The 15399-nt window shown below is 32.1% G+C and carries 12 protein-coding genes; 5 read left to right on the top strand and 7 right to left on the bottom strand.

Translation table 11 applies throughout. The features are described 5' to 3' along the window. Positions 1–24: 24 nt before the first annotated feature. From KWG70_RS00060 to KWG70_RS00030, 7 genes are all read right to left on the bottom strand, one after another. Positions 25–537 (bottom strand): hypothetical protein, encoded by a 513-nt coding sequence (locus KWG70_RS00060; protein WP_230933945.1) that lies wholly within the window; start codon positions 535–537, stop codon positions 25–27. Beyond that, on the bottom strand, positions 530–1723 hold the full coding sequence (locus KWG70_RS00055) for a hypothetical protein (protein WP_230933944.1): 1194 nt from the start codon (positions 1721–1723) through the stop codon (positions 530–532). The genes KWG70_RS00060 and KWG70_RS00055 overlap by 8 nt, the downstream gene beginning before the upstream one ends. Beyond that, positions 1723–3909 carry a type II secretion system protein GspD gene (locus tag KWG70_RS00050; protein ID WP_230933943.1) on the bottom strand — a complete coding sequence of 729 codons (2187 nt, stop codon included), beginning with the start codon at positions 3907–3909 and terminating at the stop codon, positions 1723–1725. Before KWG70_RS00050 ends, KWG70_RS00055 begins: the two co-directional genes overlap by 1 nt. A 17-nt stretch (positions 3910–3926) precedes the next feature. Beyond that, a complete protein-coding gene (locus tag KWG70_RS00045) occupies positions 3927–5333 on the bottom strand; it encodes a GspE/PulE family protein (protein ID WP_230933942.1) in 1407 nt (468 codons plus the stop codon). Between the two features lies 1 nt (position 5334). Next, entirely contained in the window at positions 5335–5787 is a 453-nt protein-coding gene (locus KWG70_RS00040; RefSeq protein ID WP_230933941.1) for a hypothetical protein, read from the bottom strand. A 28-nt stretch (positions 5788–5815) separates the two neighbouring features. Beyond that, on the bottom strand, positions 5816–6208 hold the full coding sequence (locus KWG70_RS00035; RefSeq protein WP_230933940.1) for a prepilin-type N-terminal cleavage/methylation domain-containing protein: 393 nt from the start codon (positions 6206–6208) through the stop codon (positions 5816–5818). 104 nt (positions 6209–6312) lie between these two features. Beyond that, positions 6313–6987: a response regulator gene (locus tag KWG70_RS00030; RefSeq protein WP_230933939.1), complete on the bottom strand. Its 675-nt coding sequence runs from the start codon at positions 6985–6987 to the stop codon at positions 6313–6315. 192 nt (positions 6988–7179) lie between these two features. On the opposite strand from KWG70_RS00030, the gene KWG70_RS00025 reads away from it, so the two are divergent. The 5 genes from KWG70_RS00025 to KWG70_RS00005 form a co-directional block, all read left to right on the top strand. After that, positions 7180–7713 (top strand): OmpH family outer membrane protein, encoded by a 534-nt coding sequence (locus KWG70_RS00025; RefSeq protein WP_230933938.1) that lies wholly within the window; start codon positions 7180–7182, stop codon positions 7711–7713. After that, positions 7691–8323 carry a hypothetical protein gene (locus tag KWG70_RS00020; RefSeq protein WP_230933937.1) on the top strand — a complete coding sequence of 211 codons (633 nt, stop codon included), beginning with the start codon at positions 7691–7693 and terminating at the stop codon, positions 8321–8323. Before KWG70_RS00025 ends, KWG70_RS00020 begins: the two co-directional genes overlap by 23 nt. Positions 8324–8328: 5 nt before the next feature. Further along, positions 8329–13500 carry a hypothetical protein gene (locus KWG70_RS00015; RefSeq protein ID WP_230933936.1) on the top strand — a complete coding sequence of 1724 codons (5172 nt, stop codon included), beginning with the start codon at positions 8329–8331 and terminating at the stop codon, positions 13498–13500. Between the two features lie 156 nt (positions 13501–13656). Continuing rightward, positions 13657–15162, top strand: a complete 1506-nt coding sequence (locus KWG70_RS00010; protein ID WP_230933935.1) for a tetratricopeptide repeat protein — start codon at positions 13657–13659, stop codon at positions 15160–15162. 5 nt (positions 15163–15167) lie between these two features. Continuing rightward, the coding region (locus tag KWG70_RS00005; protein ID WP_230933934.1) for a hypothetical protein at positions 15168–15399 on the top strand (232 nt) is incomplete at its 3' end.

Below are 15399 nucleotides of genomic sequence, written 5' to 3'. Positions count from 1 at the left end.
AAGATTCTTATTGAAACGAAACGTTTACCCATAACTTCTCAGCAATACTTTCGTTTGTAAATAATACCTTCCAGATCTAAAGTGTTTCTTTTTTTCATAATGAAGGTTAATGACCTCACCAAACTTTGTGTTTTGCTCTAATTGATAAATAAGCTTATGTATGGCATTAAAATGACCTTCTATAACAAACTCGTAAGTTTTAACGGTTAACCCGTTTTGCGTAAGTATATGTGGCTCTAAAAAACTAATCACCTCTAAATCATGATCATCTGCATACGTATTGATCGTTTTTAAGAGGCTATTTTGTATCGAAGATCCATTTAATTGATATCTGTTTAAAAGCGAATCATAGTACACTTCCTTTTGCTTTAACAACGATAATTTTTTTGGTGCATTTTCAAATAATGACTCTTCCTGTTTTAACATTGTGTATTGTCTTTTTTGTTCAAAGGTTTTTGAAAACGCCAGAGAATAACAAACAATTAATGCTAGCAAAAAACCAATAATAAGTACTATGTTTTTGTTTTTTCTAGTCATTAGTTAAAACAATTTTTAGTTTAAAATCTGAAACTTTAGATGTTGCCGATTCATAATTGACAATGTCTACTTTTTCTATCCACGATATGTCTTCAAGTTGGCTCACCCAATTAGAAAAGGCCTCACTATCACTTGAACTGCCTGAAATTGATATAATATCTGTATTAAGATCTATAGGCTTGTTCGCTTTAATACGCTTATTAAGCGGCTGAAAATTAAATTCCGACAAAAGAACTGTTTGAGGTAAACTAAGCATAACACGGTTGGCATAAAATGATGTTTTAGAACCATTGCTTTTTAATAGATCATCTACCATTTTTTGTTTTTTAGCTACTGAAGCATCTAGGTCTACTATATGTTGTTTGGTAGAGGCGTTAACTTCAGAGATCTGTTTTAGGTCATTTACTTGATTGAAATAATGATTAAAAACAAAGAAATTGATAAGTAGTATGCTAAGAATAAATAAACCAGCAAATTTTAAAAATTGATTAAAAAATTGAACCTGCTTAAAACCGTTGTGTAAATCATTATTTTTTTGCTCGTAGTTTGTTATGGTCGTATCGCTTTTAAGAATGGTTTGCAAAGCTCCCGAAAATGATAATAGATGTCTACTGGAAACGTTTAGCCCATTAATATCATAACTTTTATCTTCTGTAGCGTCTTTTGTGATTTCGGTTATTTGCGTATTGGCAACAGCAATATGTGCATTAGAGGTTTGAACACGATTGGTCTTTAAAAAAGGTTTGATAGACGATATTAAACTATTACCTAAAGACACAGTAATTATATGTATGTTTTTTTCTGAATAACTCGCAATAAGACCGTCTACATAATCTTGTCTGCAAATAGAAATAAAATGCGAGCTGCCTTCTGAAATGATCTCAATATAGAAATCTTCAATATTGATGTTTGGAAAGGCCTTAAAAACTAGTTTAGAGATGTCTTTTTGCTCGCTTTCAATGGTTTTTGATAAAACATTTTCATTATTAACAACTAAGGTAGCATGCTGATTTTTTTGTAGTGTTTTAGAAACTTCTTCTATAGTTTTAGCCTCAAATCCAGAGTCTAGATCTAATTCTTTTTTAGATTGCTTGAGAACGCTAACAATGATAGAGTCATTGTTTGTGTGCTCAATACCACAAAACCGATTACCATATTGAAGATATGTCCAAATCTTACTTAACATTAATTAATAATTGTAGGTTTAATCAACACAGTTAATTTTGCTTTTTTCGCTTCACGCTTACGTTTGCTAAACAGCCACTTAATAATTGGGATTCTTGCTAAAAATGGAACGCCAGAACCTGAGTTGTTTTTCATTTGTTCTTCAAGGCCTCCTAAAACAACAATGTCTTGATCTTTAACTCGTATTATAGAGCTAAACTCTCGTGAACTAATGTCTGGTGGAGCATCTTCAGCAATACGAGTTCCAAAAGTAGATTGTACTACAAATATGTCTAAGGTTACTTGTCCATCACCAGAAACCAAAGGTTTTATGGTGAGGCCTAATTCGGCATCAATAGGAACATAATTGATTGCTGTTTGAGTTACTGGGTTATCAGATCCTATAACAGCTTGTCGTGTAACAGCGTAGTAAGATGTTTGTCCGTTAGAAAACGTAGCTCTGTGTCCGTTTAATGTAGATAATTTAGGCGTAGACCTTACTTTTAAGTTGCCATTGGATTCCATGGCTTTAATGGTGGCAAAAAAGTTAGGAACAACTTTCCCTAAATTAAAAGAACCGAAACCGTCAAATCCACCAATCACTTTATTTATTGTATTAGCACCTAGTGTTAGATCTGTTTCAGGGAAGATCCCTCCACTTGTTGTAGTTGGCTCATCTCCAATTCCCCAACTTACACCTGTTTCAACCAAAGAAGTGTTGTTTACCTCTATGAGCATAACTTCAATTAAAATAACAGGAACAGGCTTGTCAATTTTATTTATAAAACTTTTAAAGCGTTCTACATTGGCACTTGGACCATTCACATAAAAACTATTAAGTTCATAATCTACAGTAATATCTAAGCCTTGTTTTACTTCATCAGGAAGAATATTTACTAGAGCTTCAGCTTTATTATTGTAATTATTAAAACTTTGATTTGTATTTGTGTTAAGTCGTTCTCTATTTTGATTGGAAGAAAGAGAATTGAACTGATTATTAAAATTTCCGAAGTCATTAAAACCATTAGTCCCATTAAGATTTCTACCAACACTTCTGCTACTAGAGCCACCTGTTGGGTCAGACAATAATTCAACAGATCGATGCTGTAAATGAACTATTGCTACTTTTCTAACACTTAATTGATTCTCTGTTCCGAAGAAATAAATATTATCTTCTTTTTTAAACGTGAATCGCTTTGCGATACTTAATCCATTTTGGTTTGGGATATTTTGCCCTTGAGGATTTTGATTAACAGGAGTTATGGTTTGTATCTCAAATAGTTTTTTCAACAATTCATCAAAGAGGATGTTTTTAGCTTTAAATGTAGCTATTCCTGCTTCATTGAGCGGTGTTGCTGTAAAAATATCAATGTTGAGCTCGGCACCAATATCATTAATAATATCTGCAATAGGTGTATTGACGAAATCAACTTCTAAAAGCTGATTTTCTAGATCGTTTACTTTAAAAAAGAAATTAGAGTTACGTCTCCTTGTTGGCCGTTGCCTATTTTGAACAGAATTAGAGCCGTTAGAGTTTGTAACAGTTTCGGTATTGTCTTCAAAAATAAAAAAACCATCTTTAGATTTCTCTACATAGAGGTTGTTGGCAAAAGCAAGTTTATCCATTGCCGATTCAAAAGGTGTTTGCTGTATGTAAGCCGTTAACGGTTTATTCTCAAGCCCAGGTGAAAACACTAAGTTTTTCCCCGATTCGTCCATAATACTTTTAAATACGTCGTATAATTTATCGCCTTTTGCATCTATGGATATGGTATTGTTTGAAGGTGTATAAGCTATAGGAATAACTTTTTCTTCTATTTTTTCTATAGGTTTTTGGTAACGTTTAATAGATAATATATTGCCAGTAAAATCAATAGTTAAGCTATATTCCTTACATAAGAAAACCAAGAGGTCGCCAACACTTACATTCGTGAAATTATTAGCTATGGTAATTTGACTAAGGTCTGGAGCTACATTTATATTGACATTATGAACATTGGAAACAGCTAATAAAAAATTAGATAATGTTATATTATTCACATTGATCTCTGTCTTCACATTTTCGGTCAAACCAACGGTTTCGGTTGATAAGATTGTGATTTGGTTTCTTATGTTTTCAATACGCTGTTTCTCATTAAGAGGGTTTTGAGATTGAGAAAACGAAATAAAGAAACTCAGTAGTAGTGGAATGTATATTATTTTTTTCATTAAATGTCTATAAAGGTTTAATCAGATAGTAATGCATATACTTCTTCAACAGAAGTGACTCCGTCATGTACAAGCTTTATGGCGTTACTTTTTAAGGTAGCAATCTTATGTTCGTCGAGATAACTATCTATTTCTAAATCATTTTGTTTGATATGTTGAATTAAGGTTTTGGTAATTGGAATGATTTCATAAATCGCCTTTCTACCTTGGTAGCCTGTATGGTGACAATTATTGCAACCTATGGCGTTATAATGTGTTTTTAAATGCTCAGGAATTTGAAAATTTGCAGGAAATATTTCTTTAGAAATTGGGTTTTCTTTTTTACAGCTATTACATAGTTTTCTCACCAAGCGTTGAGCCACACTCACATTAAGCGTACTTGCAATTAAAAATGAAGGAATTTCCATATCTATCAACCTAGAAATGGTTGCCCAAGCAGAATTGGTATGGATGGTAGATAGTACCAAATGCCCAGTTAAAGCCGCACGAATAGCCATATTTGCAGTTCTAGCATCGCGAATTTCCCCAACCATAATAACATCTGGGTCTTGACGTAAAAATGTACGTAATGTACTGGCAAAATCAAGACCTATATTTTCTTTGAGCTGAACTTGATTAACACCTTCAAGCGTATATTCAATTGGATCTTCAATGGTTAAAATGTTTGTTTCATCATTATTGAGCAGCTTTAAAGTAGCATATAAAGTTGTTGTTTTTCCAGAGCCAGTTGGACCCGAAATGAGAATAATTCCATTTGGTTTTTTAACCGTTTCCTTATAAGTATTGAGCTCTTCATTAGTAAATCCTAATTGATCTAATTGAATCTGATTGGCATCTTTACTTAGGATACGTAATACCATTTTTTCGCCATAAAGTGTTGGTAAAGAAGAGACACGAATATCAAACTCATCAGTTTGAGTTTTCACTGTAATACGACCATCTTGAGGAAGTCGTTTTTCGGAAATGTCTAATCCAGCTTGTATTTTAAGCTTATTGACTATCACTGGGTATTCTTGTAACGAAATGATAAATTGCTCTTTTAGCTTTCCGTCTAAACGAAAACGCACTCTACATTTGTGTTCATAAGGTTCAAAATGAATATCACTACTACCTATATCTTTGGCTGTAAACAGTAATTTTTCAAGAAAGTCTGTACTGTAATGTAAATCTTGAGAGTGCTTGGAACTACGTTGTCTAAAATTAATACTTAAATATTGCTGGATGTTTTCAGAAGTATCTTCAACAAGCTCTATATTTTTATTTAATACAATCTGTAACTCTTGTTTTAACGCTTCGGAAATTTGATCAGATTTAAATTTAAGCGTTCCATTATAAGCCGAAATAGGAATAATTCTATAATGATAGGCTTGCTCATTGGTGACCAATTGAAGTAAGGATGTTTCTATGTTATAATCTAATTTCAAATTATATAACGTAAACGGATTTTATTAGTCCTAGCCAATGACTAGAATAGGTTAATGCAAAAAATAAGCTTAAGTATCCGGCTAGAGGTACTGTTGTGAACTCTGATTTTTTTTTGACAGCCAAATGAATGACTAACGAGAATACGAGTCCGAATACAAATAGTATCAAAAAAGACACACTTGAAAACGTAAATATCAAGGCTAAAAACAAAAGTCCATCACCAAGTCCAAACGTCTTTGAGATTTGAGTTTTGAGTTTTATTCTAGAATACAGATATACCACTAACAATAAAACAACCATGAATAATAAATTGATTATAATAGTTGTAAAAAACAGTTCAGGTAACATGTTTTGATATAAAAGAACACCAGCGCATAAAGCTACTAAGGGGAATAAAAACCAATATACCTGACGCTCTTTAATGTCCTGATAAAAAATCATAATCAAACCCATAATCAAGACAATTTTAAAAACAATCACTTTAATCTTTTACTATTTGTTTTGGAGCACCATTTTCATCTATTTCCCAAACATTCAAAACACCATCTCCATCAAAATCGGTCACAGCAGTAGCTCTAGCTTTAAAACTACTATTTGTTGCACTTAAAATTTCATAAGTATAATTAGCTCTTCCACTTTCGTTAACTGTCTTCGGAGGTTCAAAATCGATTTCACCAAAATCTATTGAATATTTAGAATACATATAGCGATGCATTTTTTGAGAATTATATATATGACTTAATTGTAATTGAGCTTCTGTACTTTTTGCTTTACTAATTAAGGGCATTAAATTAGGAAGTGCCAACAATAGTAGTATCCCAATAATAACTAGGACTACAAGAACTTCTTGGAGGTTGTATGCAGATACTTTCATATGGATTGAATTTAAAGCAATATAGTAAACTATTGCATGATAGCTTGTTAAATAAAGCTTACGATTTGTAATGTTTAACCTTGCGTTTTGTAAGGTTTCTTAATTTATAAAAAGCCTTTTTTTTCAGCCGATTTTATGAGTGCTTTATCGTTTTGTTTTTGGGTATTAAAAACTTCTTTTAAAAAACGTTTTCGTTTCTCAACTCCGCCTTGAGACAAAGGTAAAGACTCTTTAAGATCTTTTGTTTTTGTACCATTGGCGAGCTTATATAGTAATAGTTTGTCTATGTCATTTAAAACAATTTTACTAGAAATACTTTTTCTTAATAATTGTAGAACAGTAGCGCTATAATAGGGTACGTTATTTAATGCATTTAGAACGACCTCTCTTATTGTGTCACTGCCAATATCACTTTTGTATAGTAGTCCGTCAGGATTAATATTTTGTAAAATATTATGAAATATAAAAGCATCATAATGCCCAGTAATGATTATATATTTTGTATTAGGACTTAAGCTTTTAAAGATGGAGCATAACTCTTCGCCCGATTTGATTTTTGGATTTTTTGAGGGTAGTCTAATGTCTACAAAAACCAAGTCGTAAGGTTGGTCTTTTAATGATGATTTAAATTCTAATAATGCCGAATCACAGCATTTTGCTGAGTTAATAATAAAGTTAAATTCGTCATTGCCATCATTAAGCTTTTCAAGCGTGTTTTTGTAAGCATCTATTATGATTGGATGGTCGTCAATCAATAATACATTAATGGTTTTGGTCATATAGGACAATTTTTTCTAAATGATTGTGTAAGAGATTTTTCTTACGAAAGCAAGACTCAAATATATAATTTTTTATTTAATTAAATAGCTTATAAATTGTAATACAAAACCTTACGAATCGTAAGGTTTTTTTAAGCTAATTCAATAGATCTTTTTATAGATTTATCCTACACTAACTCTTAAACTATTTTAATGAATAAATTATCTTTCCCTATTGCTGTTTTGGCATTATTAATTAGCTCTTTTTTGGCATATCATTTATTTAGTAGCAAACAGCAAGTCTATGTTGATGTGAATAAATTATTAGATGGTTATGCAAGAACTAAAGTTGTTCGCGCAGACTTTGAAGAGAAAGCTAAAACCTTAAATGCTAATGTAGATAGCTTAATGACCGATTGGCAAAAAGAACTTAAAGTTTATGAAAAAGAGCGTTCGAACATGACAAAAAAAGAACTTGATCTCAAACAACAACTTTTAAGTAACAAGCAACAACAAATTACAAACTATCAAAAAGCAATTCAAAAGCAAATTCAAGAAGAAGATCAAAAGTCTACTCAAACAGTAATAAATGACATAAATGATTATGTCAAAGAATTTGGCGAAAAGAATAATTATGATATCATTTTTGGAGCTAGAGGTTCAGGAAATATAATGTATGCTTCAGAAAAGTCAGATTTGACTCAAGAGGTTTTAGATGGCTTAAATGCAGAGTTTGAAGGAAAATAAAAATTATATAGATATATGTTTTTGTGTGTTTCTCATGCTGTTTTTAGGTTGTAAAGAGTCTTCCTTTGACAGTTTAGATGATATGCATAACTATATTAATGAAGAGGCTAATGGCTATGTGTATCACAAAACTGTTAAAGGTATTGATTTTACGCTTATGTATAAGCCAATAGATTTAATCGTTGCCCAGGAACTTGAAGATCTTAACTCAGAAAATGAAATAGATTCGTTAAGAAATGTTTATAAAGATTTTCTCTATTTCAATTTGTATATGAGTAAGGATAATAAAGAGTTACTTAGTGTTGTAGCAAAGAATAAAAGTGATTTTAGTGCTAAGGTTAATACACTAGTATATAATATGAATGAAAATGTAAACCTTTTCACTAAAAAGAAAGATACAATAGAATTGATTGATTTTGTATATCCAAGAATGTATGGAATGAGTAATTCAACAGCAATCATGTTTGTTTATCCTAGAGATGAAAAACACCTAAGTGAGGAGTATTTAAACTTTACAATTGAAGATTTGGGTTTAAATACAGGAGAGGTGAAATTTAAAATAGAAACAAAAAATATAAAATCGGAACCAAAATTATCATTTAAAAATTAACGTAAATGTATAAAGTACTAAAAATTAAGGCAATAGTAATAATTGCTTTCCTATGTGTTATTTCTAATACTTCGTATGCGCAAAGTAATAGTCCTAATACACCTGAGGCAGCTAGTTTTGAACCTGTTGATGCAACAGATATGGTAAATCTAGTAACAGGAGATTTAACCTATGTTTTGCCATTATTAAATGTACCATCACCTGAAGGTGGATATCCAATAGCATTGTCATATCATGCTGGTGTAGCAATGGATCAAGAAGCATCTTGGGTTGGATTGGGATGGAATCTTAATCCAGGAGCGATCAACCGCTCTGTAAATGGATATCCTGATGAATATAACAGTTCTTTTTTAAGTGAATACTTTTATGATGAAGGTGGTCAAGAAGAAATTTATTCGTTATCAATTGGTTATTCGGCAGGAGTTTCTGTTGGTGTAAGTCTATCTTGGGGAAGTAACCGAAGTTTAGGAGGATCTGTAAGTATAGGTTATGGCGTTGATGTAGGTACAACTAAAGTCGGAGGTAGTGTTAGTATTGGTACTGACGGTGCTTCCATAGGTCTTGGTGCAAGTTTTGCTAACGGTTTAAGTTTGGGGGTCAATGCTTCGACAAATGGAACTTTTGGTGGTTCAGTTGGGTTTAATAACAATGGAGTAGGGTTTTCTGTGGGCGCATCTAGCTCTGGAAATTATACTGCAAGTATTACTAGTGCAACAGGAAATGGGAATAGTGTGTCTTTAGATTTTACATTCTCTTCTTCTGGTGTTGGAATAAGCGGAAATGTAAGAAATAGAAATAAGGCAGGTAAAACAGTTGGAGGTGCAGGTGTAGGCTTGAGTGTGTCATTTAACAATGCTGTTAATATGGGTGATTACACAGTGAAAAGCTCTGGATGGAGTATCCCAATCGTAGTACCAACACCAATAGGTATATTTAGTTTAGGATTTGGTAAGCAAAAAATAAGATACTATTTAGGAAAAAATGAATTAAACAATGTAAGTGGACCAATGTATTTCTATGATGACCCACAAGATGTAACGTTTAATAGGTATAAGTGGAGAAATAACTGTACGTCTACCATTCAAAGTGAAAACAGACAAATATTTGGAGATGAATTTCCTCAGCCTGGAGCACCTATAACTAGAGAAAATGGAGATCCATACTTTTCTTCAAGTTATTTAGGATATAATAATGGTGTGCATACTTACATATGCTATTGGCATCAATATTCTTATGTGTATACAAGTAGTAATGTTCCTCCTAGTTCATGTCATACTCTAGCTGAGACGATTTTCGTCAATACAAGTACTGCGTTTATGGATATGTATGAGGTTCCAATTGATAACAATACAATTGCAGAGCAAACAGATGTTACAATTAATAACCTAGCATTTCCAAGTTACGATAAGTATAATGTTCAAGCGCAAGGGCTTTCTGGAAGTATTTCACCTGTATTATTTGATAATGGTGCTTTATTTGGGCTTTCAGAAAAACAATCAAAAGACGAGGATGATGTTAAGTATGAGTTAGACTATAAGATAAACGGTAGTACAACTATTCCGGATTTTGCAAAGTTTAGTCAAAAACCATATTTCTATATGGATAATGAAATAAGCACGCATTTGAACTATACAGATGTTGGTACTGCGAACTTTAATACGAGTACAACCAATGCTAGTATAATAGATTATTATGTACCAAATAGTGTAGAACTTAATGCTAAACCTAGAAGAAAAACATCAAATTATATAGAATATTTCACTAATGCTGAAATTCAAGACAACTATGCTACTGTGAAGAGTAAAGGGTTTTTAAGACCTATTGCTGATGGTAATTCTTTTGATAGAGGTACGAAACCAAGAGATGGAATTGGAGCATTTAAGATAACAGCTGCCGATGGTAAAACATATCACTATTCACTACCAGTTTATAACCATGAAACTATAACAAGATCATTTGGAGCAATTAAGCATGGTAATGGGAACCCTAAGGATGAAAAAGATTCTTATTTTGAAAAAAGACAACTAGAACCATATGCGACGCACTGGCTATTAACAGCGGTAACAGGTCCTGATTATATTGATAAAAATAATGATGGTATTGCAAACGAGGGAGATTATGGTTATTGGACTAACTTTTCATATGGTAAATGGTCTGACGCTTGGGTTTGGAAAGCCCCACATAAGAAAGATTACTTTTTAAGTAATGATGATGCTGGAATTAAAACTTGGGTTAGAGGAAGAAAAGAATTATTTTATTTAAATTCAATCAAAACGCGTACGCATACTGCACTGTTTGTTAAGTCTGGTGGCGGAAGATACCATTCAGGATGGTCATATAAATCAGTAAAACATAGAGATAATTATGATCAAAATAGCTCTTCGTATGTTGAACGATTTAATATTCCTTCTCAGTTAAAATTGAAACTTGACAAGATACTTCTATTTAGAAATGTTGATGCAAATACAGTTACTGCAACTAGTGCTAATGACGCTGATAGTGACACTGTGTTCATTGAATATAATGATTCTGATAAGCCAGGAGAAGTGGCAGAATATAATGCTGTAAAAAATGTAATTACAGCAGCTGATATTCCTACAGCATTAAATGATAAGGCTTTAAAATCAATTAGCTTTGCGCAATCTTTGTTTGAGCCAGGTGCAGGTACACGAAGAACACTTAGATGGGTTACCTTTAGTGGTAAAGGAGGTGTGTCGTCACTACCACGATATAAGTTTGATTACCATAGAAACCCAAGTGGTTTTAATATTAATGATAAAGATCAATGGGGTTATCATAAAAATGGAAACCAATATTGGTCATTAAAGCAAATTACGACGCCTCAAGGAGGAAGAATCGTTATTGATTATGAGACACATCAAAGTATGTCGCCTATTAATCACGAATTTTTATTTACAAATTATACTCAAGGTATTTACACGAGTACTTATCCTACATATACTAGTATAACTGACGTTTCAAATAAGGTGATAGAGATAAGCTCTGGAACACCATTAGCTCTAAACGTAGGAGACAAAGTATCTGTTAAATATAATAGTAAATACCCTCCTTTAAATGGGCAAGGTGTATTTGGAAGTTATAATGGTTTAGGTACTATAACCACTGATCTTGGAAATAGTAAATATGAAGTAGCACTTGATAATGATATTAATTTATGGTATGAAGGAACTGCAACTAATATTCCATTAATAGAATCGTATTTGAATAGTTCAGACCCAGACAGAAGATCATGGGCTGAAAAATTCTACAGATCAACAGAAGTCAGTTTTGATACAGAAGGCAAAGTTATTGACGGTGGAGGTGTAAGAGTCTCAAAAATAAGAGTTATTGATGGCCCGAATACTTATAGTACGCATTACAAGTATGGTGAAAATGAAAACGGAGTAGGTTATGTTAGTTATTTACCATACTCTCAAGAGCTTGAAAAAGAGGTGCCGTATAGTGCCGAATTACCTGCTCCAAAAGTTATGTATGAATATGTTACAACAAAGGCTTCTGGTACCGACGGTGTCGTTCAGGGTAAAATGATTTACAAATTTAATGTGCTAAAAGAAAAGTCTGCTAATCAAATAAAGTTTGGAGATTTTTATGAGATTACAACAGATTCTGAAAATGAATTTGTTAATTCTGTCGCCAACAAAAGAGTTAATGTTTCCAAATTTACAGTTAAAGATAATTTGGCAGCAATTGGACAACTTCTAGAAGTTACTAGTTATAATGTTGAAGACCAGATTTTAAACAAAACAACTAATGAGTATTATGCTCAGGGAGAGACACCAAATAGTTATGGTATCACTCAGGAAGCATACCAAACTTATAAAGAGGTAGATTTTAACAGTTCCTCAATACAAGATCGATGGATTGTTAATTCATCTAAAAGGATTAAATATCCAAGTTTGCTGAAAACAACTACTAGCATTTCTAATAGTTATGTAGATGAATCAACATTTACTCAGTTTAACCCAACAACTGGACAGTCTGATGAAATTATAACTGTTGATAGTAAAAACAGAAGGTTTAAAACAGAATATACACCTGCTTATACAATTCCGCAGTATTCGTCAAACCTCTCAGGTTTTGGTATGGGAAGTAAATTGGATAACATATCAAATAAAAATATGTTATCTCAAGAAGCAATGAATAAAACCTACATAGAAGTAGGTAGTAATTGGGAAGAGATTAATGTAGGAATAACAACTTGGAATAACAGCTGGATATATCCAAAGATGAATGATGCAGTAGAAACTTCAATTCCACAAAATGAAAGGATATGGCGTAAACATAAAACTTATGCTTGGGATGGCGCTATTAATGCAGATGGAACCTACCAATCATTTAGTGGAAATGACGATAACTTTAATTGGAATTTAGGTGCAACCCAAAGCAATCAAAAATGGCTAGCAACCTCTACGATTACTAAATATAACCACTTTTCTTCTCCATTAGAGGTAGAGGATTTAAATGGTAATTATGTAATAAGTAAAATGTGTGATAATGATTCAAAAGTCGCATTTAGTGCTAATTCTAAATATTATGAATCGTTTTATACTGGTGCAGAATACTATGATACATCAACATCAAGATTAGATGCTCAAATTCGTGGTAATTCAGGTTTAAGATCTACAGATAAGGCTCATACAGGTAAGTATTCGTTAAAGATTACACCTAGTGATAATAGTTTTGGAGCTGTTCTTAAAGGGAATTCACACAGAGCAGGTAAGTATAAAATGTCTATTTGGGTTCATATAGATAACCATACCAATGCTAGATTTAAACAAACCTATTCTGGTACTATGGTTCCATTTAATGGAGAAAAAGTTTATGCAGGTGAGTGGGTACAATTAAACCATTATTTTGACAGAACAGAAGCACAAACTACTGGAGATAGAATCTTTATGGTGGCCTCAGCAAGTGGTACAATATATGTCGATGATTATAGGTTGCATCCAGTTGAAACATCCATGACTAGTTATGTGTATAATGATAGTGAAGAACTATCTTATATTCTGGGTTCTAATAATTTAGGAACGCATTTTATATATGATAGTTTAGGTCGTTTAGAAAAAACATATACTGAAATTGTTGATGATAGTGACAATAATATTGTAGGAGGTTTTAAACTTTCAACAAAAAATCATTACAACTATAAATATTAATGAAATAGATTTTGAAAATTAAAAATAAATATTAACTTTGAGGTTATTAAGGAGAAGTATCTCATATAGAGTCGTCCTGCAAGTTCGGGTATCTGTAAGCTTGAAAAACAAATCAGCTCTTCTCCTTTTCTTTCCTCTTTATATATCCAACACATAATGGCAATTAAAAGAAGCGAATTTTTACGCTTATCTGCTTGGGGTTTTGTAGCATCTATATTACCAATTCAACAAGCCAAAGCGTTATCTTTTATCTCTAATTTAGGTGAATATAAGCAAGATAATTATGCTTTAGCTGTTACTAAAGCTGCTCAAGCCAAAGAACATTTTTTTAAAAAGGAATATCAACAAGCTGAGGCTTTATATTTAGAGTGTATAAGTTTAGCACCTGCAGATATTAGATTCTATGATAATTTGCAAAATGTTTATGGAGCTCAAGGGCTTTGGATTCAATGTGCAGAGTTATTTAAAAATGCGCTCATTGCAAATCCTAATAAGATTGCATTTTATGATAGAGCCGCACGATCTTTAATGCGATTAGAATTAGGTTATCCAAGTTTTGCTCAACAATATAGAGAGCAAAATAACACTACCTCTTTATTGCAAGATGCAAAAGCATTGTACAATCAGGCTTTAGAAATTAATCCAAATGCTGAATATCTGAAAATAGGTAAGAAAAAAGTTAAAATGAAAATTAATTCTGATGCATTAAATATAAATTTTTTAACCAATGCTGAAGAAAAACAGAAACGAAAAGACCGTAGAAGAAAACATAAAAAGAGATATAAAAACCTTTCAATAGAAGAATTATTACTCAGAATAAATCGAATTGATAACAAATCAAGAAATACGTTATATTTTGAAAATGAACTAAACACAAGACAAAAAAATATAACTAGAGAAAAGAAACTCATTTATGCGCTTTTAGCTAAGCGTTATAAAAAAGCAAATCAACTTAATGAAGCATTAAATTATGCCAATTTAGCTTATGAGATTGACACACAAAACACCAAGATTGTTAAACTTATAACCAGACTCTACAAAAAAACCAACAATTATTCAGGTCTTGTGAGTTTTCAAACGCTTCACAATCAAAATGAAGAAACAGTTTATTCTGCCTTAGGTTTGATGAATGCACTTACTTTGAAGTACCGTAAAGAAGTAAATGACGCTTCGCTTTTGGTTGAGGCAATAAATATAGGAGAGGATTTAATTTTAAACTGGTCTTTGGTAGAATCTCTAAGAGTTATCGTTGTTGATAAATTAGCTGATGTCTATATTTTAAATAATAATATTAGCCAGGCTAAAAGTCTTGTTAGAGAAACTATTGAGACTTTTTCACTAAAGTCTGAAGGATTAATTAATAATCTCATTTATGATTATGCCAAGACATATTTAAAATCGAATCAATTTGATGAGGCCAAAACGATAATTCAATTAGGTTTACAGGATGCTTCTGTTGAAAACCCTTCAAGTTTTCAATACGTAAGAGCTATTTCTAATAAGAAATCTAATAATACATTTCAGCAAAATTTAAGGTTATACTATATATTATATAGAGTATATAAAAAACAAAATGACGATGCTAACAGAGTGAGTGTTTTACAAAACATTCTAGAAAATTCACCTGAGAACAGATTTGCACTAAAGCGCATAAACAGTTAGTCATTATGGTACAACACAGTAAGATACGATTAGTTTTAATTTTGGTATTCCAGTTATTGGTTTTGAATTTATGGTCACAAAACTGTTGGGAATCAGAAGAGACAGAGCCGTTAACACGATTAGGAGGTTCGGTAGTTATATCTGAGGTTTATTTTGATACGCATTACACAGAACGTATAGAGACAAAGTACCATCATATGGGAGAGTTTGTAGAGTTATTCAATTCTTCGACTACCG

This window comes from Psychroserpens luteolus, from assembly GCF_021032705.1.
Classification (GTDB): Bacteria; Bacteroidota; Bacteroidia; order Flavobacteriales; family Flavobacteriaceae; genus Psychroserpens; species Psychroserpens luteolus.
Note: the sequence above shows the minus strand (reverse complement) of the source record. Positions and strands in the feature narration are given on the sequence as shown.

Coding starts and splice junctions, on each gene's coding strand:
- KWG70_RS00035 (WP_230933940.1), bottom strand. CDS start 6,208: ATGAAAGTATCTGCATACAACCTCCAAGAAGTTCTTGTAGTCCTAGTT.
- KWG70_RS00020 (WP_230933937.1), top strand. CDS start 7,691: ATGCAGAGTTTGAAGGAAAATAAAAATTATATAGATATATGTTTTTGT.
- KWG70_RS00015 (WP_230933936.1), top strand. CDS start 8,329: ATGTATAAAGTACTAAAAATTAAGGCAATAGTAATAATTGCTTTCCTA.
- KWG70_RS00050 (WP_230933943.1), bottom strand. CDS start 3,909: ATGAAAAAAATAATATACATTCCACTACTACTGAGTTTCTTTATTTCG.
- KWG70_RS00010 (WP_230933935.1), top strand. CDS start 13,657: ATGGCAATTAAAAGAAGCGAATTTTTACGCTTATCTGCTTGGGGTTTT.
- KWG70_RS00025 (WP_230933938.1), top strand. CDS start 7,180: ATGAATAAATTATCTTTCCCTATTGCTGTTTTGGCATTATTAATTAGC.
- KWG70_RS00055 (WP_230933944.1), bottom strand. CDS start 1,723: ATGTTAAGTAAGATTTGGACATATCTTCAATATGGTAATCGGTTTTGT.
- KWG70_RS00030 (WP_230933939.1), bottom strand. CDS start 6,987: ATGACCAAAACCATTAATGTATTATTGATTGACGACCATCCAATCATA.
- KWG70_RS00060 (WP_230933945.1), bottom strand. CDS start 537: ATGACTAGAAAAAACAAAAACATAGTACTTATTATTGGTTTTTTGCTA.
- KWG70_RS00040 (WP_230933941.1), bottom strand. CDS start 5,787: ATGGGTTTGATTATGATTTTTTATCAGGACATTAAAGAGCGTCAGGTA.